Source organism: Acinetobacter sp. G18, assembly GCF_052660225.1.
In genome coordinates this window covers 2,959,296-2,984,534 of the sequence record NZ_CP109658.1, presented here as the reverse complement: position 1 = coordinate 2,984,534, position 25,239 = coordinate 2,959,296, and the positions used below count along the sequence as shown (strand labels likewise).

The following is a 25,239-nucleotide window of genomic DNA, read 5'->3' as shown; positions in this document are numbered from 1 at the left end:
ACACAAAGTGAGGAGGCATGCAATGCGTGCACTAGTTATTTCAACAGTCGTAGGGGCAGCAGTAGTATTATCTGGTTGTCAGACAACAGGTAACAACCTAGGTGGAATTGAATACGATAAAGCCGCGTTAGGTACTTTAATTGGCGCAGCAGCAGGTTATGGTATTTCTAAATCAAGTGCAAACTCTAGCCGTCAAAACAACCGTGCTGCGGCAATCGGTGCAGTTCTTGGTGCAGCTGGTGGTTTATATCTTGATAACAAAGAGAAAAAATTACGTGAGCAAATGGCGGGTACTGGTGTAGAAGTAGGCCGTAACCCAGATGGTTCTGTTCAATTGATTATGCCAGGTAGCATTACTTTTGATACAAACAAATCAAACATCAAACCAAACTTCTATGCAACTTTGGATAAAGTAGCTCAAACATTAGCTGAAGATAACAAGAGTGCGATTTTAGTTACCGGTTATACAGATAACACTGGTAATGACTCTATCAACATTCCATTATCTCAAGCACGTGCTCAATCAGTTAAAATGTATTTAGCTGGTAAAGGTGTATCTTCTACTCGTATTGATGCACAAGGTTATGGTTCTTCTAACCCAATCGCAGACAACTCAACTGCTTCTGGTCGTGAACAAAACCGTCGCGTAGAAATCAGCATTTATGCTAAACAATAAGATTTAATTTATTGTTTCGAAAACCACCTTCGGGTGGTTTTTTTATGGGTGCAGTACAAGAAATAATCACGACATTCTACGGCGCATAAATTGCATTATTAGACATCATTTATACATATCCGCAGATTTATTATTGGGATTCTAAAAAAGAGATGACTATAATCATGCTCGAAAAATTAAGAGGTAATACACGATGTCAGCTGCCAGTCAATTGAACGACAAGCAAGAAGAAGCCATGAAATATACTCAAGGCCCTTTATTGGTGCTTGCTGGCGCTGGTTCAGGTAAAACATCGGTAATTACCCGTAAAATTGCCTATTTGGTGCAGCATTGTCGTATTCCTGCGCATCGTATTACAGCGATGACATTTACCAATAAAGCCGCACGTGAAATGAAAGAGCGTGTAACCAAGCTTTTATCACGTGAAGAAGCAAAAGGCTTATCTGTTTCGACTTTCCATACGTTTGGCTTAAATCTTTTACGTTTAGAACTTAAAAATTTACCTTTAAAAGCTAATTTTTCGATTTTGGATGCAGATGACTGTAAACGTATTTTGATGGATTTGATGCATCGCGATAATTTGTCTGGTGCAGAAAGCAAAGAATTAATTGCTAAAGCAATGAAGAAAATTTCAGATTGGAAAAATGATCTGATTTTACCTGAACAAGCACATTCGACGTGTGAAACTCCTGAAGATGTGCAGTTTGCGCATCTTTATCAACTTTATGAACGTAATTTACGTGCCTACAATGCTGTCGATTTTGATGACCTGATTGTTATGCCAACCCGCTTACTGCAAGAAAATGCAGAAGTACGTGACAAGTGGCAAAACCGCGTTCGTTATTTATTGGTCGATGAATATCAAGATACCAACACCGCGCAATATATTTTAGTGAAACTGTTGGTTGGTGTAATGGGGCAGTTCACCGCGGTAGGTGATGACGACCAATCGATTTACGCATGGCGTGGAGCGAAGCCTGAAAACATGGCTTTGCTTAAACAGGATTTCCCAAATTTACATATTATTAAGCTTGAGCAGAATTACCGCTCGACCAGCCGTATTTTGAAAGCTGCGAACTGCGTAATTCAAAATAACCCGCATATTTTTGATAAGAAATTGTGGAGTGATAAAGGCCATGGTGAGGTCATCAGAATTATTACCTGCCGTAATGATGACGATGAAGCTGAACGCGTAGTCAAAGACTTATTGACTCATAAGCTGATGAACGGTAAGAACTGGAAAGATTACGCTGTATTGTACCGTGGTAACTTTCAAGCACGTGTATTAGAAACCCAGCTTCGCCAAATGCAAATTCCTTATAAACTCTCTGGCGGTACATCATTCTTCGCTCGTGCAGAAATTAAAGACGTGATGAGCTACTTACGTCTTATTATTAACCCTGAAGATGACAGTGCTTTCTTGCGTATTATTAATACGCCTAAACGTGCGATTGGCCCAGTTACTCTTGAGAAGTTGGGCTTATTCTCTCAAGAAAATAATTTATCTTTACTTGGTGCATCTTCTGACCAACGCTTAAGTATGGTTCTTCCTAAAAAAGCAGAAACTCAATTGCATGAGTTTGCCGACTTTATTGCGACATTTACGCGTGAGTTGCTAGAAGATGATGAACCTGTGCCTAAAGTTCGTCAAATGATGAATGAAGCGGGTTATATCGATTATATTCGTGAACAGTCTGCAACGCCTGCTCAAGAGAAAAGTAAACTAGATAATATCGAGAATTTATTTACCAGTATTCAAAATCTGATTAATCGTGCAGAAGATGTTGATGAAAAGAACATTGAAAGCGTTATTCGAAAACTGGTCTTGCTCGATTTGTTAGAACAGCAGCAAGAAGAAGAGGACACTGACAAAGTAAACCTACTTACTTTGCATGCAGCAAAAGGTTTGGAGTTCCCATATGTGTACATTATGGGACTTGAAGAAGAGCTTTTACCGCATAAAAACTCGATTGCAGCTGAAACCATTGAAGAAGAACGCCGTCTTATGTACGTGGGTATTACCCGTGCACGTCAAGGGCTGACTTTAACTTTGGCAGAACAGCGTAAAAATGGTGGTCAAATGAAACAAATGACCCCAAGCCGTTTCCTTGATGAGCTTCCGCAAGACGAGCTCGAATGGTTAGGGCGTAAAAAGAAAATTGCAGCAAATGTTGACCCTAAAGAACAGGCTCAACAATATTTGGCAAATTTAAAAGCTTTATTAAAGCGTTAATTTTTTTTAATTTTTAGGAAATCTCATGAAAGTTCAAGTTAAATTGCTCGATCCGCGTTTAGGTAAAGAATGGCCTTTACCTTCATATGCAACAGCAGGGTCAGCAGGTCTAGATTTACGTGCCTGTTTAGATGAAGCAATTGAAATTGAACCAGGCCAAACTGTATTGGTTAAAACAGGTATGGCAATTTATATTCATGATGTGAATTTTGCTGGTTTAATTTTACCGCGTTCAGGTTTAGGTCATAAACACGGTATTGTTCTTGGTAACTTGGTTGGATTAATTGACTCGGATTATCAAGGTGAATTGATGGTTTCAGTTTGGAACCGTGGTCAAACGACTTTCCGTTTAGAACCGGGTGAGCGTTTAGCACAGTATGTTTTAGTTCCGGTGGTTCAGGCTGAGTTTGAACAAGTAGAGGAATTTGAAGAAACTTTACGCGGTGCGGGCGGCTTTGGTCACACGGGTAAACAATAATTAGCTTATAAAAAATGATTGAAAGAAACGCCTGTTTTACAGGTGTTTCTTTTTATGTCTTGAATGTTACAATGAATTATATTACAAAACGCTTTACTCATACTCTTTTAACTTTTTAGCAAATATCCTTTCAAACTTTGAATACTCTATGTTTTTGCGATAGATCAGATTGATCTTTAAATAGAAGATACGCTATGAATGTAAGACACTCATTTCCAAAAAATATTTTCCGTGCTTACGATATTAGAGGCAAACTTTCTTATTTAACTACGGACGTTGTTCGTTCAATTGCCTACGGATTGGCACAACAATATAAACAAGCAGCACAAACTCAATTAGTGATTGGCTATGATGCCCGTCTCACAAGTCCATCTTACGCTCATTTAATTGAAGAGATGTTAATAGAGCAGGGTTTAACAGTTACAAATATTGGTTGCTGTTCAACCCCGATGATGTATTACATTGCACGTGAGTTTGGCGGCAACGGCATTATGGTAACCGCTAGCCATAATCCTAAATCAGATAATGGTATTAAATGGATATTAAAAGGGGAACCTCCATCCCCAGAAATGATTCAGCAAGTCGGTGAGTTTGCGCAAACTTATGTTCCTGTTCATCCAATATCATTATTAGAATTATCAACCGCTCAATTTAAATCAGAATTTTGCAAAAAATACCAACAAGCTCTTTTTAACGATATTCAACTCAGACGCCCATTAAAAGTAGTGCTTGATGGTTTACATGGTTCGGCAGGACATTGCTCAAAGCTGGTACTTGAGAAAATGGGATGTGAAGTCATTGCTTTACGTACTACCCCAAATGGTGAATTCCCAGATCATGCTCCTGATCCATCCTACGCAGCACATTTAACGAATTTACGTAAAGCAGTAGTGGAGCTACAGGCAGATATTGGTATTGCGCTTGATGGTGATGGCGATCGTGTCGTATTACTCGATGAAAAAGCAAATATTCTGACAGCGGATCGTCTTTTATCACTCTTTGCACAAATGTGCCTAGAACAGCAACCAGATAAAGAAATTGTATTTGATGTGAAATGTTCGCTTATGGTTCAAAGAACTGTAGAGCAACTACGCGGTAAACCGAAAATGATTCGTACTGGAAGTAGCTTCCTTCGTTCATATTTATCCAAGTCTAAAGGGCAAGCCATTTTTGGTGGTGAATACGCGGGTCATTATGTGTTTAATGACGGACGCGGTTTTGGATATGACGATGGAATATATGCTGCACTGCGTGTAATGGAATATTTTACCCAATCTAAAGCAAAAACTATTTCTGAGTTATTTTCTATTTATCCTGAAAGATGCTGTACCGAAGATACCTATATCAGTACTCACCATTCAGACCCTAAGCATGTACTACAAGACATTGAAATTTTGAGCCATCGTCTAGGCGCACATATTAGTAAAATTGATGGTGTACGTCTTGATTTTGAGGATGGTTTTGGCATTATTCGAGCATCAAATACAGGTGAGTATTTTACCGTAAGATTTGATGCTGATAATCCTTTACGTTTAAAGGAAATCCAGCAAAAATTTATTGATATGTTGCAAGAGCGTTACCCGCAAATTGCACAAGAACTTTCTGAAGCCTAAGTAAGGAGAGGCGCAATGCCACAACATCAGCACCTTGGCGTCGACAAAGCAAAAATCTTAATTGAAGCTTTGCCATATATTCAACGTTTTTCCGGTAAGACGCTGGTGGTGAAATACGGTGGTAATGCGATGACTGATCCAGAGTTGGAAAGTTCATTTGCCCGAGATATCGTTTTACTTAAAACAGTGGGTTTAAACCCGATTGTTGTGCATGGTGGTGGCCCACAAGTTGACTCTTTCCTAAAACAATTAGGTCGTGAGTCTGATCGTATTGACGGTATGCGTGTGACCGATGAAGCCACTATGGAAGTGGTCGAAATGGTATTAGGCGGTAGCGTAAACAAGTCGATTGTTAATTTAATTAATAAGCATGGCGGACGTGCGATTGGCTTAACGGGTCAAGATGGCAATCTATTACGTGCCCGTAAATTATTAATGGAAAAACAAGAAGAAGACGGTTCGATCAGACATATTGACTTAGGTATGGTGGGTGAAGTTACTGGGGTAAAAACAGATGTATTAGAGATGTTTACTCAAAGTGATTTTATTCCTGTTATCGCACCATTAGGTGTTGATGAAAAAGGTAATACCTACAACATTAATGCTGACTTAGTTGCTGGTAAAGTTGCTGAGGCATTAGGGGCGGAAAAATTAATTCTGCTGACTAATATTACTGGTGTGCTTGATGAAAACAAAAATCTGCTAACAGGTTTAAGCACCCAAGAAGTTGACCGTTTAATTGAAACTGGCGTGATTTATGGTGGAATGATTCCTAAAGTCGGTTGTGCGCTTGATGCAGTCAAAGGCGGTGTTGTCAGTGCTCATATTGTAGATGGCCGTGTACCACACGCGACCTTACTTGAGATTTTTACAGATCACGGTGTGGGTACGCTTATTTCTAATCGTACAAATGCTTCTCACTAAAGTGAGTATTTTTATGAAAAGATCACGCTAAGTGGTCTTTTTTTATGTCATTTAATTTTGGTCATTTTTTTGTCATGAGCTTTGACTAGTGTAAGGGGTGTCACTAGGAGCGTTCATTATGCTGGAAAAATTTAATCAATATCGCCAAACCTGGACTTTACCTCTAAATCGCCATAAGACTACCAATCAAACACAGTTTCGCTTTGAATGGGTTGATAATTTAAAAGAATTACAAGATGTACAACGGTTCCGTGCACAACAGTTTAGTAAACAATTTGGCATTCATTTTGAAGATAATTTAGATCAAGATATTTACGATTTTAGCTGTGAGCATGCAGTATTACGTGAGAAATGGACGGGAGAGATTGTGGCTTATACACGACTTAAACTCTTCCAAGGCCATGAAATTGGACAAAGCTATAGTGCCCATGAGTTTGATATTGTTCCTCAGTTATCACACTTGCCAAACGTATTGGAAATAGGGCGTACCTGTGTGCATCCGCGCTTTCGTAATGGTAAGGCACTTTCTACGCTTTGGATGAACCTTGCACCTAAAGTGTTGTGGTCAATGCGTGCTAAATACTTGATGGGTTGTGTGAGTATCCATCTACAAGATAATTTGGCTAGAGCGTACTATACGCACCGCCAGATTCAGCAATTACCAGATGCTAAAAGCATCGATATTCGTTCTAAAAAGATTTATGAACCTGAATATCCAGAGTTTAGTTTTCCTCAAGATGAGCGCATGCCGAAACTGTTCCAAATGTATTTAAGCATGCAATCTAAACTGTCTAAAGATGCATTTTTCGATGATAAATTTAATTGTCTGGATTACTTTGTATTCTTAGAAGTGAATAAAATTGCCACTTCATTTGTAATGAACAAAATGGCTCAACGATAAAGATATCTTATATTTTGTAATAGCGAGCGCATATTGGGATTTACAAGCTATTTTACTCTCATGCACAATAGTGCGTATGAGGTAATGAAGCGAAAAGTTTAGAACAATATGTGCCAGCTATTAGGAATGAATTGTGCAACACCAACGGATATCACTTTTTCTTTCCGTGGTTTTTCACAGCGCGCAGGAATTACCTCTGACCATAGTGATGGCTTTGGTATCGCTTTTTTTGAAGACAAGGCATGTCGCTTATTTGTAGATAACCAGTCTGCGGTTGAATCGCCAATTGCCGACCTTATTCGTAATTATCCTATCAAATCACGCAATGTGATTGCGCATATTCGTAAGGCGACCCAAGGTAAAATTACACTGGAAAACTCGCATCCATTTATTCGGGAATTATGGGGACGTCATTGGATTTTTGCTCATAATGGCGATTTACATGATTTTGATCCACCTTTGAGCGGACGTTTTACACCTGTAGGTAATACAGATAGTGAAAGAGCATTTTGTTATTTACTCGATCAACTGGTAGAAGTATTTGGTTATGAAGAGCCAAGTCTTGAGCAAATATTTGAAGTATTAGAAAAGATTTCTCCACAAATTGCAGAATATGGCACCTTTAATTTCTGTTTATCTAATGGTAAAGCTTTATTTAGTTATGCAATTACTAAATTGCATTGGTTAGTCCGAGAATATCCATTTAACAATGCACATTTAATTGATTTAGATGTTGAAGTTGATTTTAGTCAAGTGACTACACCAGAAGACCGAGTGGCAGTCATTACCACTGAGCCTTTAACTCATAATGAAAACTGGACAGCTTATCAACCGGGTGAAATGATTTTATTCCAAAATGGAATGCCTATAAAAAAAGCAATAACACATGTTGAAAGATTAATACGTGAAGAGAAAAATCCGGAACTTAAGCGTATTACTCGTGCAGATCAATATTAATTTTAACTAAAATAAATATAATTCTTTTAAAAACATATATTTTTATTTACTTAGTGATAAAGTATTTTGATTAAAAAATACTTTATCGTTTTAGTTGGTTAATGTTAATTAATTTTATGTAAATCAATACTTTGGGTTTTAATTTATTTTTATTATATAAAGCCGACAAAATAGGTTTGTTTTTATTTATCCCCTTTAACTATAAAATGCGACTTATGCAACAGTCATTGAACATCATTGGGGGTGGTGTATGAAAATGAAATGGGCTTTAGAATATAATACCGGTATTGAAGTTATTGATGAGCAACATAAACGAATACTTGATTATATTAATCAGATTGATGATGTAAAAGATGATGAAGATAGACGTCGTATTAAAGATGTTTTAGATAATATTATCGATTATACGCAGTCTCATTTTACTTTTGAAGAAAGTTTACAAGAAGAAGCCGATTATAAATATAGAGTACCTCATAAACGTGTACATGACTTATTTATTAAAAAAATTGAGCTATATCGTGAACGTTTTGAAATGGGTCATACCATTGAAGCCGAATTACAAGAAATTTTGGCTAAATGGCTCATTAATCATATTCAACATGATGATGCCGATTATGTAGGAGCAGTAAAAGAAAATATGATGGGAATCATTAGAGAAAAGGAAAAGAAGAAAGGAAAAAACTGGTTCGCTCGTTTTTTCTCATAACTTTAACTAGAAAAACTCTAAATTATCGTTAGCTCGGCAAACTATCGTTTCGGTGGTTTGCTTTTTTTATGGCGCAAACTTTGATTTTCATGCATGAGACGGGCAAAATATCTATAGACTTTTTCAAGGAATGCATAATGCAGGACATACCTATGTCACGTTGGTTATCGCCTCTTATGGCGTTTTGCTTATCTTTTGTCATCATGGCTACTTTGGCCCCAACTATGGGCATCCAGATTGATCGTCAGCTCGATTTCTGGTTATTGTGGTTTGGTACAATGTTGTTATTGGCATTACCAGTTTGTTATTTGGAAATTGCTTTAGCAAAACGATCTAAAACGACCGCTTTAAATGCGCTATCGAGTCTAACTCGTGAAGCAGATAGTTCATCTAAATGGCGTGTGGTTGGCTGGCTTGCTGTTGTTTTTATTCCTTTCTTAGCTGGTAATGTTTTGAGCACTGCAAGCAATATATTAGTTGCACAATTTGCTCCAAGTATTTCTGGGCAAATTATTTTTGCAGGCCTTGCTGTTGCTGCCTTAGTACTATCTTTTATTCCACGTCAAATTCTTATTTTATTAATGACTGTTGGAGTAATTGCTTCTATTGTGTTGGCAAACATGATGGGAACGACTTTACAACCTTGGCATTGGACCAATGTTGAGTTCAAAGAGTGGGGTAATGCAACTGTACTTGCTCTTGTAGCGAGTGGTTTGGGTTTAGGACTTTACTGGCAAAATACAGTGGGTACAGTTAAAGCAGAAGACGGTGCAACTAAAACTGTGTTGCCAATTTGGTTGGCCCAGCTCATTGCTATAATTGCTTTTGGCTTCTTTTCGCTTCAAGCTCAATTACCTGTTTTGACGTGGATATTTACAGGTGTGATGACATCTGCGCTATTTGTGCAATTGGCGCGAGAACAATTAGCTCAGCGTCAGCTCATGATTGTTTTACAGTGGGTAATTCTTGTTGTTGCCATTGCAGTTTGGGCGGTGCCTGAACTTCATCACTTATTTACGCTAATTCTTATGCTTTGGGGCTTACTCATTAGTTTGATCTATGCCATTTTTGCTGGCTGGATTATGAAAATTAGCCATTTGCGTAAATCAATGAATTTCAGCAACGAGCTTTTCTATAATTTATGGCGTATTGCTGTACGTATTGTTTTACCACTTTCAATTGTTCTGGCAATGGTTGCCGTAATTGGACAAAGTATTTAATGGAACGTACTCAGCAAGTTTGGGTGGCTTTTGCCGCACCAGAACAACAGTTTCTCATTTCTATTCCATTTGTAGAGGGCATGAGTGCTTTGCAGGCAGTACAAGCAAGTGGTTTGTTAAATCAAGTTAAATTGCCAGAACCTCTTCAGCTCGGTGTTTTTGGAGTGAAAGTAGAAGCGGATACAGCATTACATGCGGGTGATCGAGTTGAGGTTTATAGACCTTTAACAATTAATCCAAAAGACATCCGCCGTAATCGTGCTGCGAAGAACCCTGTAGGCCGATACATTAAAAGTAATCGCTTTAAGCAATCAGCTCAATAAGCAAAACCCCTCAAGTTTTTTCACTTGAGGGGTTTCTTTTTATTAGAAAAAACGATTATAGTGGTGGGGCAGTTAAGATCGCTTCTTTAGAAGCAGGTAAACCTGGTTGCGATTCTGGAATAGTTTCTAAACCTTCAATTTTAGTTACAGTTCCAGTTCCATCAAAGTAAATTTTTAAATGCTGACCATGTGCTGCGGGGATTTTCGCTTTTTTAGCATATGTTCCCGGGATATAGTTGTAGATATAGTCCCAACGTTGTGGATTGAGGGGATCAGTCACTGTTGGGCTACCAAGCAAAAAGCGCACTTGCTGGAAATTCATGCCGACTTGTACTTGAGAGGCTTGAGCTTTAGTCAATGGAGTCCCTTGAGGAATATCAACCTTATATACACCAAAGATTGAACAACCAGCTAGGAGTGAAGTGACGAATAACGTCAGCACGAGTTTTTGCATTTTGCTACACTATCCCAATAAATTATGATGCATTTGATCAAAGGATAGATCATACTTCATATAAATTCTATTGCCTATTCCAACTTGAGATTTGTTGAGAGACCTTTTTTCATGCCTATTTCCAATCAAGATTTGCGCAAAGCTGGACTTAAAGTTACCCTTCCACGAATTAAGATTTTGGAATTATTAGAAAATTCAAAACAGCATCATCTTAGCGCTGAAGATATTTACAAGACTTTGTTAGAGCAAGGGGAAGATGTCGGACTTGCGACAGTTTACCGTGTGTTAACACAATTTGAAGCTGCGGGCATTATTCAACGTCATCATTTTGAAAATAACCATTCTGTTTTCGAAATTATGCAAGAAGATCACCACGATCACTTGGTTTGCCAAAACTGTAACAAAGTTATTGAATTTACTAATGATGTTATCGAGAAAGAACAGCATTCTGTAGCAGAACAACATGGGTTCACCTTAACGGGTCACTCATTAAATCTCTATGGTTACTGTAATGAACCTGAATGTCAGGATGCATTGCGCAAGAAATAATCGTTTTCACATAAAGAAAACAAATAAAAAAGGAAGGTTACGTTTAACCTTCCTTTTTTTATGAAGAAATTACTGACGGTCAAAAGTTAAATGCTGTTTTTCGTCTGTAATTTGATCAGGACCTTCATTTGCAAGCTTAATCGTTAAACGTAAATCGTTTGGTGAGTCGGCATGTTTAAGGGCATCTTTATAAGTAATTTGGCCTGCTTTATATAAATCAAATAAAGCTTGGTCAAAGGTCTGCATCCCCAGTTCACGTGAGCGTTTCATTAAATCTTTAATTTCATGAATTTCGCCTTTACGGATATAGTCTGAAATTAATGGTGAGTTAATTAAAATCTCAATCGCCGCACGACGTGAATTACCATCCGGCGTTGGAATAAGCTGCTGTGCAATCATGGCTTTTAAGTTAAGAGACAGGTCCATGTAGAGCTGGCTATGTCGGTCACTTTCAAAGAAGTGAATAATACGGTCGAGCGCTTGGTTGGCGTTGTTGGCGTGCATCGTAGCTAATACAAGGTGACCTGTTTCAGCGAAGCCAATTGCGTAGTCCATTACTTCACGGGAACGGATCTCACCAATTAAGATGACATCTGGTGCTTGTCGTAACGTGTTTTTTAAAGCAATTTCGAATGAGTCAGTATCGATACCGACTTCACGTTGAGTAATGATGCAACCTGCATGTTCGTGAATAAACTCAATCGGGTCCTCAATGGTAATGATATGGCCTTTAGAGTTATGGTTACGATGGCTGATCATTGAAGCCAATGAAGTCGATTTACCTGTACCTGTTGCACCTACGAAAATAATAATGCCGCGTTTGGTCATCGATAAATCTTTAAGCACAGGCGGCAACTGTAAGTCATCAATTGAAGGAATTTTCGTTTCAATTCGACGTAGTACCATACCCGGCATGTCACGTTGCTGAAAAGCACTGACACGAAAACGCGCCGTTTTATCGCGGTTCATGATGGCAAAGTTACATTCACGAGTCTCTGCAAATTCTTTACGTTGTTTTTCACTCATGATGGAATGTAAGAGTTGACCAATTACTTCACCTGAAAGGCTATTTTTTGAAATTGGAACAATTTGCCCGTTAATCTTCATTGATGGTGCAACACCATCTGTAATAAACAGATCGGATGATTTTTTTTCAACCATCAGGTTGAGCAAGTCATTAAAATCCATAATTGTACTCTCGCTATTTTATTGTTTTTATAGGAATGATTCAGGCTGTTTCGCCGCTGTACGGGCTGTTTGTGGACTAATTACACCACGTGACACCAAACCTTTCAGGCTTTGGTCGAGGGTTGTCATGCCATGGTTAGCACCAGTCTGAATAGCTGAATACATTTGTGCGACTTTGTTTTCACGAATTAAGTTACGAATAGCCGGAATACCAATCATAATTTCATGTGCCGCAACACGACCACCACCATTCTTTTTAAGTAGGGTCTGCGAAATAACGGCTTGTAAAGATTCAGACAGCATGGCACGAACCATGTCTTTTTCTTCGGCAGGGAATACGTCAATCACACGGTCAATGGTTTTTGCAGCCGATGTGGTGTGAAGCGTACCAAATACCAAGTGACCTGTTTCGGCAGCAGTAAGTGCTAATCGAATCGTTTCAAGGTCACGCATCTCACCGACTAAAATAATATCTGGGTCTTCACGTAGTGCTGAGCGAAGTGCTTCATTAAAGCCGTGTGTGTCACGATGCACTTCACGCTGGTTAATCAGACATTTCTTAGACTGGTGTACAAATTCGATTGGGTCTTCCACCGTTAAAATATGGTCGTAGCGGTTTTCATTAATATAATCGAGCATCGCTGCAAGCGTAGTTGATTTACCCGAACCTGTTGGACCTGTCACCAGTACAATGCCACGAGGATAGTCGCAAATATCTTTAAAGATTTGCCCTAGACCTAGATCTTCCATGGTGAGGACTTTAGATGGAATGGTACGAAATACTGCACCAGCACCACGGTTTTGGTTAAATGCGTTCACACGGAAACGCGCAACATTCGGTACTTCAAAAGAAAAGTCAGTTTCGAGTTTTTCTTCATAGTCACGGCGCTGTTTATCATTCATGATGTCATAAACGAGGCGGTGGACATCTTTATGTTCTAAGGCTGGCAAGTTAATACGACGAACTTCACCATCGACCCGAATCATTGGTGGCATGCCAGCAGATAAATGCAAATCGGAAGCGCCATTTTTCACAGAGAAGGCGAGTAGCTCTGTAATATCCATAATTTCCCCAAGTAAATCAAAATATGTCATTATTTTGTAGAATAATATACGGCTTTCACTGAGGCTTACCAACACTTCGCTTTAGGTGAAAAGCAAAAAAGTTTTTTGAAAATGAGAACCTTGTCAATGAATTACCTGCAAGATGCGCGACAGCACGTATTACAGCAAATTAAAACTGCTTGTGAGCATGCTCAGCGTGCGACTGAAACTGTGCAACTTTTAGCCGTATCAAAAACACATCCAAGTGAAAGATTGCGTGAAATGTATGCAGCAGGGCAAAGGGCATTCGGCGAAAACTATTTACAAGAAGCTTTGGACAAAATTGAAGCTCTGCATGACTTAGACATTGAATGGCATTTTATTGGACATGTTCAACGCAACAAAACTAAGCATTTGGCTGAAAAGTTTGATTGGGTACATGGTGTAGACCGTTTGATTATTGCAGAGCGTTTGTCTAACCAGCGTGGTGATGAGCAAGCTGCACTTAATATTTGTTTGCAAGTGAATATTGATGGGCAAGACAGTAAAGATGGCTGTGCACCAGAAGAAGTTGCTGAATTGGTTGCTCAAATTAGTCAACTGTCGAAAATTAAACTACGTGGCTTAATGGTGATTCCGGCACCGGACAATACCGCTGCTTTCGCAAATGCCAAAAAGCTATTTGATGAGGTGAAAGGGCAACATGCTCATGTGCAGGACTGGGATACATTAAGCATGGGAATGTCAGGCGATTTAGACGCTGCAATTGCAGCAGGTTCAACCATGGTCCGTGTAGGAACGGCATTGTTTGGTAAGCGTGACCCGATTGAGAAAAAATAACTTTTACGGTTTAGCTAAATATTTTGTGGTGGAACTGTAATCAATTAATTTAAATTTAATTTTCCTCGCCTATAACCCAAATATTTTATATTTGAGTGTGTAATGTATGGATTTGTTGCATGTTTTCATTCTGGCAATTATTCAGGGCTTTGCTGAATTATTGCCAGTTTCTAGTTCCGCACACGTTATTTTAGCTGAAAAGTTAATGGGGTATGATCCATCTGCACCTGACATGACATTCTTACTTGTGATGTTGCATACAGGTACAATGTTTGCAGTGATCGTTTACTTTTGGAAATCTTGGCGTAAGACCTATTTTTCTTCTTGGGAAAGTTTTAAAAAACAAGCCTTCTATATTATTTTGGCAACCCTAATTACTGGTGTACTTGGTTTAGCGCTCCAATCTTTGATTAAGCATGTGTTCTTCGGTGGCGCGAGCAGTTTCGAAATTGAGCATTTGTTTAGTAACTCAAAACTCATGGCAGCTGCGCTGATTTCGGCAGGTGTTCTGATTATTTTATCTTCGCGTTTAGATCGCGGACAATCAGGTGAAATCAGTTTGCGTAGTGCTTCTATTATTGGGGCAGTGCAGGCGTTATGTTTACCTTTCCGTGGCTTTTCACGTTCTGGTGCAACCATTTCTACAGGGCTATTTTTAGGTGTATCTCGCCAAAAGGCTGAAGAGTTCAGTTTTGCATTGGCTGTGGTATTAACGCCAGCAGTAATTTTAAAAGAATTATATCGTTTAGTTCATGCCCAAGGCTTACAAACTGTAGCTCATGGACAAGTATTCCATTCGATGGTTCCAAGCTTGTTGGGTATGTGCTTTAGCTTTGGTGCTGGTCTTTTGGCGCTAAAATGGTTGTCTTCATGGTTAGAGCATGGCCGCTGGCATTTATTTGGTTTGTATTGTATTGGTTTCGCAATTGTCGTTCTCTGCGTGAATTAATTTTTGATGTTTAAAAAATAAAAAATTAGCAAAAGACCATACAAGAAAAAGGGGCGTAAATGAAACGCCCCTTTGTTCTATAACATTCAATCAAATTTAAGATATGAAATCCTAATAATTAACCCACGACTTCAATGGTACTTGCACCAGCACCCAGTGGTTTCACTTGTATTTGTACTGGAATACGCTCATGCATTTCTTGAATATGTGAAATAAGAATGACCTGACGACCCTGATTTTGCAATTGGTCTAAAGCATTCATGACCATGTGCAAAGATGATGCGTCCAAAGTACCAAAGCCTTCATCAATAAACAGTGATTCAATTTTCATTGAACCTGATGCCATATTGGCGATCGCCAATGATAAGGCCAGTGCAGTTAAGAATGACTCACCACCAGATAAAGAGGCAACTGAGCGAGTTTCCCCATCCATGTCGTGGTCAATAATCGCAAGACTTAAAGACTGATCTAGACGTTTAAGTGTATAGCGTTGAGACAGCATTGCCAGTTGCTGGTTGGCATGTTCTACTAAAATATCTAAATGATATTGTTGCGCATAATCACGGAACTCTTTACCTTTGGCATCACCGATCAAGCCTGAAATTTTGCTCCAGCGATGTTCTTCTTGCTGAATATTTTGAATTTGCTCGGCGTATTGTTGCTGTTTTGCAAGGTTTTGCTGATGGACTTCAAGCTTAAGCTTCAGTCGATCACGTACTTCAAGTTGGGCTTTAAGCTCTGCAATATTGTTTTGAATAAGGTTAACAAGCTTTTCATGTTCAATATCTGGCTGAGTTTGTAAGTGCTCACTCAATTGCTCTTGCATGGTTTTTAAGGCAGAAGAGGCTTCACTCAATAAACGCTCGGCATGATTAAGACGGTTACGAATATCTTGCTCTTGAGCTGAATTGATCTTTAGCAGTGCCGTAAGATCAGTTGCCTGAAAATCAGCGCGGGTCTTTAACCAGTTTTGAATTTGCTCATTAACCTGCTGCTGATGCTGTGCAGTGTGTTGATGTTGATGCTTGAGTTGATCGAGCGCCTGTTTTTGCTGTTCAAAGTGCTGTCTGGTTTGTTCGAAACGTTGTTTAGCTTCATGATACGCCGTTTGTTGCTGCTGACGTTTAGCGTCGTGCTCAATTAACCATTCGTGCGGTTTAATATCAGAGCGGCCTGTCATTTGTTGAATGAGTGACACCGCTTTTTCATTATTTTGTTGGCCTTTAAGCGTAATTTCTTTGAGATTTTGATCGATCTCATCAATTTGCTTGGTTAATTGCTCAAGATTGGCAACTAACATTTTAAGGTCTTGTTGCTGTTGTTCAAAACGCTGTGCAAGCTGTTCTTGTTGTTCAAGTTGCTTGGCGCGTGCATCAAGAATAGTCCAAGTCTGCTTAGCCGTTTGGATACTCGACTGCTGCCATGCGTGTTGTTCAGCTTCCGATAAACAATCAACAATATGCTGAACTTGTTGTTGCCATTGCTGTGCCGTATTAAGCAAACTTTCATTATGTTGAATCGTTTGAACGAGCTGATTATGTTGTTTTATCGCTTGGGTTAAGCGTAAGTTTTCTGAGTCAAATGAATTGATAGTAGTTTGCGCGGCTTGTCTGAGTTCGTTAAGCGTTTGCAAGATTTGTTCAGGTGCTTGATTAAGCTCAATGTGTAATTGATTGAGGTTAAACGCTTGCTCAAGCTCTTGCTGCAAGCTTGATTGTTTGGCTGTAAGTTGAGTTAAGTACTTCTGAACTTGTTCAAGCTCGGCACGACACTCAGTAAATGAATGTTGCTGGGTTTGCCACGCATTAAATCTAGTTTGCTCTAGCGCTACTGCCTGTTGCTCTTGTTGTTGTTGCAAGTCGAATAAAGCTTTAGAGACTGCACTGTCATCAACACGATAGGGATGCTGTGTGCTTCCACACACTAAGCAAGCTTCACCGTCTTTAAGATTGGCACGTAACTGCTCAATATTTTCTGTATGTAATAAACGCTGCTGTTGCAGGATGTGCTGTAACTTTTCACGTTCAGTTTTTGCTGTTTGGTAGTCTTGTTCAGCTAACTGGCAAACGGTTTTTAGCTGTCGCTCTTGGGCTGAGGTCTGCGTTTGTTTTTCAGTGAATTGCTGAAGCTCAGCATATAGTTCATGATAAATTTTTATTTTTTGCTGAATCAGATCTAACTGCGTGATTTGAGCAAGTTTCTGATCTTTGTCTTTACGCTGTTGATCAAACTTTAACTCAATCTGTTCAACTGTGCCGAGTGAAGCTGTCAGTTGTTCAAGTTCGCTTTTAGCTTCCGACAGCTTTTGGCGAGCAAGGGTAGGGTTGCCAAGCTGTTGCTCAATCGCTTGGTAGTTTTGAATAAATTGCCCAAGCTGATGTAGATGTGCTGAGAGGCCTTTGTCTAATACAGCGTATTGCTGAGTCTGAGTAAGCTGCTGTTGTAAATGAATTTTGTTCTGCTCAAGTTGTACAATCTGCTGGTGCAAAATATTTTGCTGTTGTTGCACTGGACTGAGTTTCTGCTCAAGTACGTTTCTTTTTTCTTTGCACTTTTTATATTCATCGGCAATAAAGGCACGTTCTTGAATAGACTGTCGAACTTGATTTAAAGCTTGTTGATGCTGTTGCTCAAAATCGAGCGTCTGTTTGAGTTCTTGTTCTGCAAGTTGATATTGTTTTTGTCCTGTTTCAAAAACTTGCACCAACTCATTAAACTTGGTTTGAGCTTGCTGAATTTGCGGCTCAAGTTGTTGTAGCGTTTGTAAATTTTGAGCTTGCTGAAAAACCTGTTGGCGTATTTCAGAGAAAACTTCGAGCCGTTTTAATTGCTCACGCTCACCAGCCAATTGTTGATGATGGTTTTGCTGGGTTTGAAACTGCTGCTGTTTAGCTTGAACTTCTTGCTCAAGTTTCACTTTACGCTCAAACCATTGTTGTTGTTTGTCTAAGACATTTTTTTGTTGTTCTAACTGTTGATGGTTTTGCTCGGCTTGCTGATATTGCTCAGTAAATGCAGCAATCTCTTCATCAGACAAAATTTCAATGTGGCCTAAGAATTCTTCAAGCTGTTTACGCTGTTTTGCAATATCTGCTGTTTTACGAAAAGCCAGCTCACCGATTTTGGCAAAAATGCTGGAGTTGGTCAGGTACTCGAGTAACTCACCGCGTTCGCTGTCTCGTGCTTTTAAAAATGCGGTCACTTCTGATTGGGCAAGTAACACGGCACGCGTAAATTGTTCAAAAGAAAGCTGGGTAATTTGTTTAACTTTTTCATCAACCGCTTTGGCTTTGTCGGCAAGTACCACACCATCGGTTAAACATTTTAAGTGGCGCTGCACACTTTGTAATTTACCATTTGGGTTTTCACGCGCACGTTTAATTTCCCAACGCGCCAAATAGCGCTTTTGATCTTGTGCAATAAAGCAAAGCTCAGCAAAACCATGTCCTGTACCACGGCGTAAGACAGTTAAAGGAGAGTTAGTGAGTAACTCGGAACCATCAACATCTTTTAATTTACCATCGCTGTCTTTCAAGCGAGGCACCCGATTAAACAAAGCCAGACACATCGCATCTAAAATGGTCGACTTACCTGCGCCTGTTTTCCCTACAATTGCAATCAGACCTGCATGGGTGAGAGGAGCGCTTTCAAAATCAATAAAGTGTTCATCAGAAAGAGATGCCAGATTTTTTATTCGAATGGATAAAATTTTCATGACATATCCTTAAGGGGTTGCATCATTTTCAAGATTTTTTTGTGCTTCTTGTACCAGACTCAGAAAATCTTTTAAGACCGCATCATCGGCGCTGTAACCTTGTTTTTCCCAGATATTTTGAAAGAGTTTTTCTGGTGTTGGCGGTTCAAGAGCGATTTGCTGAGTGGTATTTGAATCGGTGGTGTCTTTATTCACATATTGACGTGAAATACGCACTAAGCGGTAGCGGTCAGGCGGTAGAGCCGCTTCAAACTGCTGACGTAAATTAGGTTGTGGCGGCGTTAAACTATAATATTCAATATCGACATATTCACGGTGGTCAATATTCTCAATCACGCCGTTTGGCAGCGCTTTGAGTTGTTGCAGCACTTCGTTTAATTCACCACGAATGCGGTGCAATTGTATGCAACGTGGAATTTCTACAGCTTCAAATTTCAAACGGTTGTCTGTCTCTTGAGTCGGGTCGATTTTGACCTCAACCACTTGATGCTTATAGTTAATTTCACTAAAAGACAGTGGAATAGGCGAACCACTATAACGAATGTGCGGCTGGCCTACTTTTTGTGGTTTATGTAGATGCCCTAAAGCGACATAGTCGACAGCATCTTCAAATAAAGTCGTTGAAAGTGCCTCTTCATTACCAATAATAATTGGGCGTTCAGAGTCGGATGTTTCTCCACCTTGCATGTGGGCATGCGACATCAAAATCAGGGCTTGGTCTGGTGTCTTGCGACATTTGGCTTCGGCAATGAGTTGCTGGTGCAAATAGGCAATTGCGTTTTTGCTGTTGGTGGTATGTTCATTAAAGCCCGTAATTTCGGCTGAACGTAAAAAAGGTAGGGCAAGGCACCACGCCACAATATCTTGATTTTGATTATAAATGGGTAAAAGTAGTCGATCGAGATCTAGGGTTTTATCTTCATTCCAGCGAATCACGCCCACAGTTTTCGCATTGTATTTTTCTAACAGTGGCTCGACCTGTTCAATACGGTAGCCTGAGTCATGGTTACCCGCAATCATGAGCGTTTGCATGTGCGGTGCAATACGGTGGGCATCTGCTAAAAATTGGTAGAGTTGTTTTTGTGCTTGTGAACCCGGGTTAATGACATCAAAAATATCACCAGCAATGAGTAGGGCATGCGGTTGTTTTTCTTGAATTTGAGTGAGTAACCAGCTTAAAAATTGTTGGTGTTCGTAGTGGCGTGAATGATTATAAAAAAACTGTCCCAAATGCCAGTCAGAAGTATGTAGAAAATGTACGGACATAGAAACAGACATCAAGCCAAAATAAACACAGATACGTTAGCATAAATTGGCAGGAGATTTTATCAAGACATTTTAAAGTGCTCGTTATTTAAGCCAGCCGTAAAACCTGAATTAAATTGTTCCTTTTAAACCCTGCTTTGTTACTATCAGGTCAAACTAAGAACTTTGAGAACAAAATGACTATTCATAAATATGAAGTAAAAATACAGTGGGAAGGTAATACAGGAACAGGCACTTCTTCTTATCGTTCATATAAACGAGACTTTAGTATTCAACATCCTCAGAAAACCACGATTGAAGGTTCATCAGACCCAGCCTATTTAGGCGATATGACCAGATGGAACCCAGAAGATTTGTTGGTTGCATCAGCTTCAGCTTGTCATAAGCTTTGGTATTTACACCTTTGTGCGGTCAACCATATTCACGTACTGAGTTACGTCGATAAAGCACTTGGTTTTATGGAAGATACAGATCCAGTTAAACGCGGTCACTTTACCCAAATTATTTTAAGGCCCGAGGTTGTTTTGGAAAAAGGTGCTGACCAAGAGCTTGCTGCAAAACTGCATGAAGAAGCACATCATGAATGTATGATTGCCAATTCGGTAAATTTCCCAATTACATGTGAAGCGAGTTTTAGCTTTGCCGAATAATTAATATGAAATAGCCACCAATAAAAAGGCGGTGGCTATACATTAAAATAAATAGAGTTGTTAGATAAAATCTTTAAGCTGCATTTTCATCGGCTTGAAAAATACCAAAAACGTTGTGGTCTAAATCGACAAAATAGCCATGCCAAGCGCGACCGGGAATGGCGAATTTATCCATTGCGACAATACCGCCTTGCGCTAAAATTTTTGTAGCAACTTCATCGAAGTTTTCCACATGAACTGAACAGGTAAATGCATTGGTGCCATATTCCATTGGAGGCGTTTGAGCGGGACGTTTTAAAAGGCCGCCCATAATTGAAGGGGTTTCTATACGGTAGTATTCAATTGGTAAGTTTTCATCGAGTTTAAATTGCCAACCGAACACAGCTTGGTAAAACTGTGCATCGCGAGCAGGGTTTGAAGACTGGATTTCAAAATAGGCAATGTTATTCATATTATTTAAAACATATTTTTATGGTGTAAAAAGTATACGCATGGCTTTCATGGCTATGAAATAACGATTGTGTATGTTGAGCGTAAAATGAACGTGCTAGAAAATAAAAACCGACGATTCGAGTGATGAGAGAATCGTCGGTCAAAGACTTCATCAAGGGTTTGGCTGCTAACAAAACCTAATCTGAAGGAAGAAAGAGTCGTAATGAAAGGTCACCGAAACAATTTTGCGGATGCCGTGCAAAGGAAGTATTCGGTTGCTGCGACCTTGTTACTCTATATAACGTCAAGAGATTCGGATTGGTTGACAGAAAAATGAAAAAAAATCGAAAAAAATTTATAATTATTTTTTGAACCCATAAATTAGGCAAAAATATGACCAAATTACGTTCTTACTTTCTCTGGTTTTTTGCTATATGCATCATACTTACCTTAATTGTAGGCGTTGTTGCAGCACTATTGCCAGCGAGTGTAGGTGGTATTTTAACAGCCGTTCCATATTTAGGCGCAATGATTTTTGTCTTATTTAGATTTTTAAAGAAAGAACGCCGAGCCCCGACTGTACAAGAAAAAAAGAAATTTACTTTAGGGTTTACCCTCATATTTTGGGGCTATAACTTATGTGGTGTTTTATTTGGTCTATTTTTATTTTCAAGACAAGACCCTGAAATTTTGCAAAACTTTATGCTTTACCTCAAGCAGCCTCAGTTCTTAAGTATAATGGTCATTATGATTTTAATGCTGGCTATTCCGCTTTATTTAATTACCTACTGGTTTTATGGCAAACAGGCACAACGCATGGCTGACAAAATGTTGAATGTACAATAGATCACTACAAAAACAGCTACGATTAAATATAAATGAGTTTTATATAATGAAATAAAACAGTTGTCCTCAGCTTAGGAGGAAATATGAATAAGAATGTATTAATCACGGGTGCTAGTGGTTTTATCGGAACGCACTTAATTAAGTTCCTATTACAAAAAAATTATAATGTGATTGCTGTTACACGGCAGGCTGGAAAGGAATCTGACCATCCTGCCTTACAGTGGGTACAAAAGTTTGAAGATATCTCAACCCATCAAATTGATTATGTGGTGAATTTGGCTGGTGCAAATATTGGCGAAAAACGCTGGACCGAGTCACGTAAAAAACAACTCATTGAAAGCCGTGTAAATACGACCCGAAAATTGTATGCATGGCTCAAGCAATCTCAAATTTTTCCAGAAGTGATTGTTTCTGGCTCGGCCATTGGTTATTACGGGATTGATGTTCAAGAAAAGTGGGTAGAGGTGTGCACCGAACAAGGTGCACCACAGCCTATTTTTATGTCTCGACTTTGCCAAGAATGGGAACGAGCAGCTTTAGCAGATACTCAGCAAAACACTAAAATTATTCGTTTAGGCGTAGTGTTTGGTCAGGGCGGTGGCATTTTGCCTAAAATGTTATTTCCTATTCGACTCAATTTAGTGGGTCAGATTGGTCATGGTCGTCAGCCTGTGGTTTGGGTACACATTGAAGATGTGTTAAATGCGATCGAGTTTATATTTCAGCATCCTCAATCTGCTCAAATTCATAATGTGGTGGCGCCGGAAAACGTGTCCCAAAAGGTATTTGTTGAGCAAGCTGCTGCGGTACTTAATAAGAAACCAATGTTGTTAGCACCAAGCACGGTTTTTCGCTGTTTGTTAGCAGAACAGTCGCAATTGATTTTAAATGGTCAATACGTTAAACCCGCTGCCTTACAAGCAGAAGGATTTGAGTTTACTTATCCCAAATTAAAAATGGCTTTAGAAAATATACTCGCGTCAGGCTAAGATTTTATTTTGCAAACGCTCTGGAGAATATGCTTTGGCATCAACTAATGTCGGTTGACCTAGCATAAGTTGACGGAGCAATTGTGCAGAGCCTGCGCCCATACATAGACCATTTCTAAAATGACCAAAGTTTGCCCACAGGTTATCCATCTCAGGCATTTTGCCAATGTACGGAACGCCATTTGGTGAACTTGGTCTGAGGCCTGCCCAGCGCTGTACGATCGGGAAATCGGCCAGTTCAGGCACCATTTCTAAACAAGCTTCTAAAATATTGTGCTGAGTCGTTTCGTCGGTAGACGTGTCAAAGCCGCGATGTGCCATGCTTGACCCGCATACGATATGACCGTCCATACGTGGAATCAAATACATGACTCGATTCATACACATGGTCGGTAGCCAGTGAGCAGGGGTTTTAAATAACAGCATTTGGCCTTGAACAGGTTCGACTGGAATTTCGAGTTGTAATTGTGAGTTCCAGTAATGGCTCCAAGCGCCCGAAGTTATTACAAAATGGTCTGCTGTATGTTTGCGACCATCTTCGGTTTGGAGCACCTGTATCACATCACCTTGTTGAATTAGTTTTTTAACAGCAGCGTGTTCAAAAAACTCAACATTTGGATGTTGTTTTAAATAACTAATCAGGGACTGTAATACGCGTGGATTGCGGATATTAGACAGTTCGGGGAAATAAATCGCTTCTTGAAACTGATCGGAAATATGTGGATTAACTTGTTCTAGGGCATCGCGCTGTAAATATTCACAGCGTTGCATCGGTTCTTGATGTTGCTCGGCGTAAGAAAGCCCAACGTCAAAATCTTCTTCATCAAAAATCAGCATGCCTGTGTCATGAATTTCAAAATCAATTCCTGTAACAGGGTAGAGCTTTTGGTTCCATGCTTGATAAGAGGCTTTGCCAAATTGAGCAAGTTGGTTCACTGCATGCACATAGCGCCACGGGTACATCGGAGAAAGAATACCTCCGCCAGCCCAAGAGGCTGCTTGTCCCGCTTGTTGTTGATCAAAAATGCTGATGGTACAGCCTTGTTCAACCAACTCCAGCGCAGACATTAATCCACTTATGCCCGCGCCAATGATTGCAATATGCATGCAGTGTTATCCTTTCTCTGCGAACTTAGTTCATTTCCTTGAGTTTTTCAGCAGCGGTTTCTGCAAAGTAAGTCCAGATTCCGTCTGCACCAGCGCGGCGGCAGCACATGAGTGATTCTAAAATCACTGAATCTGATAACCAGCCATTTTGAATTGCGCCCGCTAACATTGCGTATTCACCACTTACTTGATAAATGAAGGTTGGAACACCAAAGGTATCTTTCACTTCACGTACCACATCCAGATATGGCATGCCCGGTTTTACAATCACCATGTCGGCGCCTTCTTGAATATCAAGCGCGATTTCATGTAATGCTTCGGCACGGTTGGCAAAGTCCATTTGGTAGTTATATTTATTACCACCTTTTAGGTTGGATGCAGAGCCAACAGCATCACGGAATGGACCATAGAAGCTAGATGCATATTTTGCAGAGTAGGCCATGATGTTGGTATAGATGTGACCATTGGCTTCTAAAGCTTGACGAATTGCGCCAATACGGCCATCCATCATGTCACTTGGTGCAACGACATCAGCACCTGCTTCTGCGTGACTCAATGCTTGTTTAATCAAGCATTCTACAGTCTCGTCATTGAGCACATAGCCAGTGTCATCAATAATGCCGTCTTGACCATGAGTCGTATATGGGTCGAGGGCACCATCAGTAATTAACACCATTTCTGGTAATTCTTTTTTAAGCAAACGGCAGGTGGTTTGTACTAGACCATCTTCACGCCATGCAGCTTCTGCGGTAAGGCTTTTATCTTCTTGCGGGGTAACTGGAAAAAGAGCCAGTTTTGATACGCCTAATTCCAGAAGTCTTTCAGCTTTTTTCAGTAATAAATCTGCCGACAAACGCTGAATGTTTGGCATACTTGGAATATCTTGGGTCTGATTTTGTCCCGGTAATACAAATACTGGATAAATCAAGTGATTGGTAGTGAGCTGTGTTTCGCTGACCATCGCACGCAACTGGTCATTTTTACGGATACGGCGCATGCGAGTGGCTGGAAATGCAGGACGATTGAACGTATAAGTCATAACAATCTCGATGTTCGGTATTACACTAGGATAGGTTGGCGGATATTCCATTACTGTCAACCGACTGCTGTATTGTAGCCCCATAATGCTGGATTTGTACAAAATTATGGGTGTTTATCATGCTTTTAAATTTAGGCAAT

At 39.7% G+C, this 25,239-nt stretch carries 24 protein-coding genes; 16 read left to right on the top strand and 8 right to left on the bottom strand.

What is annotated here, in order from left to right; translation table 11 throughout:
• The first annotated feature begins 22 nt into the window (after positions 1 to 22).
• The 10 genes from NE363_RS14085 to NE363_RS14040 all read left to right on the top strand — a co-directional run bounded on the left by NE363_RS14085 (position 23) and on the right by NE363_RS14040 (position 10,031).
• Positions 23 to 676 (top strand): OmpA family protein, encoded by a 654-nt coding sequence (locus NE363_RS14085; protein ID WP_004703310.1) that lies wholly within the window; start codon positions 23 to 25, stop codon positions 674 to 676.
• Between the two features lie 193 nt (positions 677 to 869).
• Positions 870 to 2,909, top strand: coding sequence for a UvrD-helicase domain-containing protein (locus tag NE363_RS14080; protein WP_039254369.1), 2,040 nt, complete (start codon positions 870 to 872; stop codon positions 2,907 to 2,909).
• Between the two features lie 25 nt (positions 2,910 to 2,934).
• Positions 2,935 to 3,387 (top strand): dUTP diphosphatase, encoded by a 453-nt coding sequence (gene dut, locus NE363_RS14075; protein WP_000868152.1) that lies wholly within the window; start codon positions 2,935 to 2,937, stop codon positions 3,385 to 3,387.
• Between the two features lie 194 nt (positions 3,388 to 3,581).
• Positions 3,582 to 5,000, top strand: a complete 1,419-nt coding sequence (locus tag NE363_RS14070; protein ID WP_445535314.1) for a phosphomannomutase/phosphoglucomutase — start codon at positions 3,582 to 3,584, stop codon at positions 4,998 to 5,000.
• 15 nt (positions 5,001 to 5,015) lie between these two features.
• The gene (gene argB, locus NE363_RS14065) at positions 5,016 to 5,924 is read left to right on the top strand and encodes an acetylglutamate kinase (RefSeq protein WP_004703301.1); all 909 of its coding nucleotides are present in this window, start codon (positions 5,016 to 5,018) and stop codon (positions 5,922 to 5,924) included.
• A 118-nt stretch (positions 5,925 to 6,042) separates the two neighbouring features.
• Positions 6,043 to 6,825: a GNAT family N-acetyltransferase gene (locus NE363_RS14060; protein WP_445535313.1), complete on the top strand. Its 783-nt coding sequence runs from the start codon at positions 6,043 to 6,045 to the stop codon at positions 6,823 to 6,825.
• 108 nt (positions 6,826 to 6,933) lie between these two features.
• Positions 6,934 to 7,782, top strand: coding sequence for a class II glutamine amidotransferase (locus NE363_RS14055; protein ID WP_019456827.1), 849 nt, complete (start codon positions 6,934 to 6,936; stop codon positions 7,780 to 7,782).
• 250 nt (positions 7,783 to 8,032) lie between these two features.
• On the top strand, positions 8,033 to 8,488 hold the full coding sequence (locus NE363_RS14050) for a bacteriohemerythrin (RefSeq protein WP_004703295.1): 456 nt from the start codon (positions 8,033 to 8,035) through the stop codon (positions 8,486 to 8,488).
• 152 nt (positions 8,489 to 8,640) lie between these two features.
• Positions 8,641 to 9,708 carry a hypothetical protein gene (locus tag NE363_RS14045; RefSeq protein WP_445535312.1) on the top strand — a complete coding sequence of 356 codons (1,068 nt, stop codon included), beginning with the start codon at positions 8,641 to 8,643 and terminating at the stop codon, positions 9,706 to 9,708.
• Entirely contained in the window at positions 9,708 to 10,031 is a 324-nt protein-coding gene (locus NE363_RS14040) for an RnfH family protein (RefSeq protein WP_200027696.1), read from the top strand. The genes NE363_RS14045 and NE363_RS14040 overlap by 1 nt, the downstream gene beginning before the upstream one ends.
• Positions 10,032 to 10,086: 55 nt before the next feature.
• Here the strand turns inward: NE363_RS14040 and NE363_RS14035 are convergent, their stop codons facing one another.
• Positions 10,087 to 10,485 (bottom strand): outer membrane protein assembly factor BamE, encoded by a 399-nt coding sequence (locus tag NE363_RS14035; protein WP_001170994.1) that lies wholly within the window; start codon positions 10,483 to 10,485, stop codon positions 10,087 to 10,089.
• Positions 10,486 to 10,596: 111 nt separating this feature from the next.
• On the opposite strand from NE363_RS14035, the gene fur reads away from it, so the two are divergent.
• Positions 10,597 to 11,034 (top strand): ferric iron uptake transcriptional regulator, encoded by a 438-nt coding sequence (fur, locus tag NE363_RS14030; protein ID WP_002052029.1) that lies wholly within the window; start codon positions 10,597 to 10,599, stop codon positions 11,032 to 11,034.
• A gap of 69 nt (positions 11,035 to 11,103) precedes the next feature.
• On the opposite strand, the gene NE363_RS14025 is transcribed toward fur, so the two are convergent.
• Entirely contained in the window at positions 11,104 to 12,222 is a 1,119-nt protein-coding gene (locus NE363_RS14025; RefSeq protein ID WP_031997952.1) for a PilT/PilU family type 4a pilus ATPase, read from the bottom strand.
• A 27-nt stretch (positions 12,223 to 12,249) separates the two neighbouring features.
• Positions 12,250 to 13,287 (bottom strand): type IV pilus twitching motility protein PilT, encoded by a 1,038-nt coding sequence (locus tag NE363_RS14020; protein WP_006581387.1) that lies wholly within the window; start codon positions 13,285 to 13,287, stop codon positions 12,250 to 12,252.
• 126 nt (positions 13,288 to 13,413) lie between these two features.
• On the opposite strand from NE363_RS14020, the gene NE363_RS14015 reads away from it, so the two are divergent.
• Positions 13,414 to 14,106, top strand: a complete 693-nt coding sequence (locus tag NE363_RS14015) for a YggS family pyridoxal phosphate-dependent enzyme (protein WP_445535311.1) — start codon at positions 13,414 to 13,416, stop codon at positions 14,104 to 14,106.
• Positions 14,107 to 14,212: 106 nt separating this feature from the next.
• Positions 14,213 to 15,055 (top strand): undecaprenyl-diphosphate phosphatase, encoded by an 843-nt coding sequence (locus NE363_RS14010; protein WP_445535310.1) that lies wholly within the window; start codon positions 14,213 to 14,215, stop codon positions 15,053 to 15,055.
• A 118-nt stretch (positions 15,056 to 15,173) separates the two neighbouring features.
• On the opposite strand, the gene NE363_RS14005 is transcribed toward NE363_RS14010, so the two are convergent.
• The gene (locus tag NE363_RS14005) at positions 15,174 to 18,770 is read right to left on the bottom strand and encodes an AAA family ATPase (RefSeq protein WP_445535309.1); all 3,597 of its coding nucleotides are present in this window, start codon (positions 18,768 to 18,770) and stop codon (positions 15,174 to 15,176) included.
• A gap of 9 nt (positions 18,771 to 18,779) precedes the next feature.
• Positions 18,780 to 20,048, bottom strand: a complete 1,269-nt coding sequence (locus tag NE363_RS14000) for an exonuclease SbcCD subunit D (protein WP_445535308.1) — start codon at positions 20,046 to 20,048, stop codon at positions 18,780 to 18,782.
• 164 nt (positions 20,049 to 20,212) lie between these two features.
• Between NE363_RS14000 and NE363_RS13995 the strand changes: the two genes are divergently transcribed.
• A complete protein-coding gene (locus NE363_RS13995; RefSeq protein ID WP_445535307.1) occupies positions 20,213 to 20,686 on the top strand; it encodes an OsmC family protein in 474 nt (157 codons plus the stop codon).
• Between the two features lie 73 nt (positions 20,687 to 20,759).
• On the opposite strand, the gene NE363_RS13990 is transcribed toward NE363_RS13995, so the two are convergent.
• Entirely contained in the window at positions 20,760 to 21,137 is a 378-nt protein-coding gene (locus tag NE363_RS13990; protein WP_445535306.1) for a VOC family protein, read from the bottom strand.
• 374 nt (positions 21,138 to 21,511) lie between these two features.
• On the opposite strand from NE363_RS13990, the gene NE363_RS13985 reads away from it, so the two are divergent.
• Complete coding sequence (locus NE363_RS13985; RefSeq protein ID WP_049066316.1) at positions 21,512 to 21,964, top strand: ABZJ_00895 family protein; 453 nt, start codon at positions 21,512 to 21,514, stop codon at positions 21,962 to 21,964.
• An 83-nt stretch (positions 21,965 to 22,047) separates the two neighbouring features.
• Positions 22,048 to 22,953, top strand: coding sequence for a TIGR01777 family oxidoreductase (locus NE363_RS13980; protein ID WP_445535305.1), 906 nt, complete (start codon positions 22,048 to 22,050; stop codon positions 22,951 to 22,953).
• Here NE363_RS13980 and NE363_RS13975 read toward each other — a convergent pair.
• Together NE363_RS13975 and hemB are read right to left on the bottom strand one after the other, a co-directional pair.
• Positions 22,945 to 24,060 carry an NAD(P)/FAD-dependent oxidoreductase gene (locus NE363_RS13975; protein ID WP_445535304.1) on the bottom strand — a complete coding sequence of 372 codons (1,116 nt, stop codon included), beginning with the start codon at positions 24,058 to 24,060 and terminating at the stop codon, positions 22,945 to 22,947. The genes NE363_RS13980 and NE363_RS13975 overlap by 9 nt on opposite strands.
• 25 nt (positions 24,061 to 24,085) lie before the next feature.
• Positions 24,086 to 25,099: a porphobilinogen synthase gene (gene hemB / locus NE363_RS13970; RefSeq protein WP_151792548.1), complete on the bottom strand. Its 1,014-nt coding sequence runs from the start codon at positions 25,097 to 25,099 to the stop codon at positions 24,086 to 24,088.
• Positions 25,100 to 25,239 lie beyond the last annotated feature (140 nt).

What these genes read in the sequence shown, in the direction of transcription:
- NE363_RS14085 (WP_004703310.1), top strand. Translation starts at nt 23, where the DNA reads ATGCGTGCACTAGTTATTTCAACAGTCGTAGGGGCAGCAGTAGTATTA.
- NE363_RS14080 (WP_039254369.1), top strand. Translation starts at nt 870, where the DNA reads ATGTCAGCTGCCAGTCAATTGAACGACAAGCAAGAAGAAGCCATGAAA.
- dut (WP_000868152.1), top strand. Translation starts at nt 2,935, where the DNA reads ATGAAAGTTCAAGTTAAATTGCTCGATCCGCGTTTAGGTAAAGAATGG.
- NE363_RS14070 (WP_445535314.1), top strand. Translation starts at nt 3,582, where the DNA reads ATGAATGTAAGACACTCATTTCCAAAAAATATTTTCCGTGCTTACGAT.
- argB (WP_004703301.1), top strand. Translation starts at nt 5,016, where the DNA reads ATGCCACAACATCAGCACCTTGGCGTCGACAAAGCAAAAATCTTAATT.
- NE363_RS14060 (WP_445535313.1), top strand. Translation starts at nt 6,043, where the DNA reads ATGCTGGAAAAATTTAATCAATATCGCCAAACCTGGACTTTACCTCTA.
- NE363_RS14055 (WP_019456827.1), top strand. Translation starts at nt 6,934, where the DNA reads ATGTGCCAGCTATTAGGAATGAATTGTGCAACACCAACGGATATCACT.
- NE363_RS14050 (WP_004703295.1), top strand. Translation starts at nt 8,033, where the DNA reads ATGAAAATGAAATGGGCTTTAGAATATAATACCGGTATTGAAGTTATT.
- NE363_RS14045 (WP_445535312.1), top strand. Translation starts at nt 8,641, where the DNA reads ATGTCACGTTGGTTATCGCCTCTTATGGCGTTTTGCTTATCTTTTGTC.
- NE363_RS14040 (WP_200027696.1), top strand. Translation starts at nt 9,708, where the DNA reads ATGGAACGTACTCAGCAAGTTTGGGTGGCTTTTGCCGCACCAGAACAA.
- NE363_RS14035 (WP_001170994.1), bottom strand. Translation starts at nt 10,485, where the DNA reads ATGCAAAAACTCGTGCTGACGTTATTCGTCACTTCACTCCTAGCTGGT.
- fur (WP_002052029.1), top strand. Translation starts at nt 10,597, where the DNA reads ATGCCTATTTCCAATCAAGATTTGCGCAAAGCTGGACTTAAAGTTACC.
- NE363_RS14025 (WP_031997952.1), bottom strand. Translation starts at nt 12,222, where the DNA reads ATGGATTTTAATGACTTGCTCAACCTGATGGTTGAAAAAAAATCATCC.
- NE363_RS14020 (WP_006581387.1), bottom strand. Translation starts at nt 13,287, where the DNA reads ATGGATATTACAGAGCTACTCGCCTTCTCTGTGAAAAATGGCGCTTCC.
- NE363_RS14015 (WP_445535311.1), top strand. Translation starts at nt 13,414, where the DNA reads ATGAATTACCTGCAAGATGCGCGACAGCACGTATTACAGCAAATTAAA.
- NE363_RS14010 (WP_445535310.1), top strand. Translation starts at nt 14,213, where the DNA reads ATGGATTTGTTGCATGTTTTCATTCTGGCAATTATTCAGGGCTTTGCT.
- NE363_RS14005 (WP_445535309.1), bottom strand. Translation starts at nt 18,770, where the DNA reads ATGAAAATTTTATCCATTCGAATAAAAAATCTGGCATCTCTTTCTGAT.
- NE363_RS14000 (WP_445535308.1), bottom strand. Translation starts at nt 20,048, where the DNA reads ATGTCTGTTTCTATGTCCGTACATTTTCTACATACTTCTGACTGGCAT.
- NE363_RS13995 (WP_445535307.1), top strand. Translation starts at nt 20,213, where the DNA reads ATGACTATTCATAAATATGAAGTAAAAATACAGTGGGAAGGTAATACA.
- NE363_RS13990 (WP_445535306.1), bottom strand. Translation starts at nt 21,137, where the DNA reads ATGAATAACATTGCCTATTTTGAAATCCAGTCTTCAAACCCTGCTCGC.
- NE363_RS13985 (WP_049066316.1), top strand. Translation starts at nt 21,512, where the DNA reads ATGACCAAATTACGTTCTTACTTTCTCTGGTTTTTTGCTATATGCATC.
- NE363_RS13980 (WP_445535305.1), top strand. Translation starts at nt 22,048, where the DNA reads ATGAATAAGAATGTATTAATCACGGGTGCTAGTGGTTTTATCGGAACG.
- NE363_RS13975 (WP_445535304.1), bottom strand. Translation starts at nt 24,060, where the DNA reads ATGCATATTGCAATCATTGGCGCGGGCATAAGTGGATTAATGTCTGCG.
- hemB (WP_151792548.1), bottom strand. Translation starts at nt 25,099, where the DNA reads ATGACTTATACGTTCAATCGTCCTGCATTTCCAGCCACTCGCATGCGC.